General features: G+C 56.2%; 1 pseudogene. It reads right to left on the bottom strand.

The window, feature by feature from the left end:
* A pseudogene (locus KVS69_RS20360) lies at nt 1-219 on the bottom strand (hypothetical protein); the annotation flags it as partial.
* Nucleotides 220-242: the final 23 nt, after the last annotated feature.

Genomic DNA, 242 nt, shown 5'->3' with positions numbered 1-242 from the left:
CATGAGATCTTCGAGTGCCGTGGGCTGCATTGGGAAGTTCTCGAATTTGTAGCCATTCGTTTTGGTCGCATCGGTCAGCTCGCCCGCCGGCCGGAACCCGCCTGGCAGCTTTCGGACCACCGCTTCTTCCATCCGCTTGTTCCACGCTTCGAGGTGACCACGCGTTTCAGGAACATGGCTATGCCCAAGATGAATGACACCCATCAGCTCCGACGCCATTCGCAACCTATTGACCTTCAATT

Source organism: Stenotrophomonas sp. GbtcB23, assembly GCF_019091045.1.
In the GTDB taxonomy this organism is placed as follows: domain Bacteria; phylum Pseudomonadota; class Gammaproteobacteria; order Xanthomonadales; family Xanthomonadaceae; genus Stenotrophomonas; species Stenotrophomonas rhizophila_A.
The sequence above is the reverse complement of the archived record's forward strand: the minus strand, read 5'-3'. Positions and strand labels throughout refer to the sequence as shown.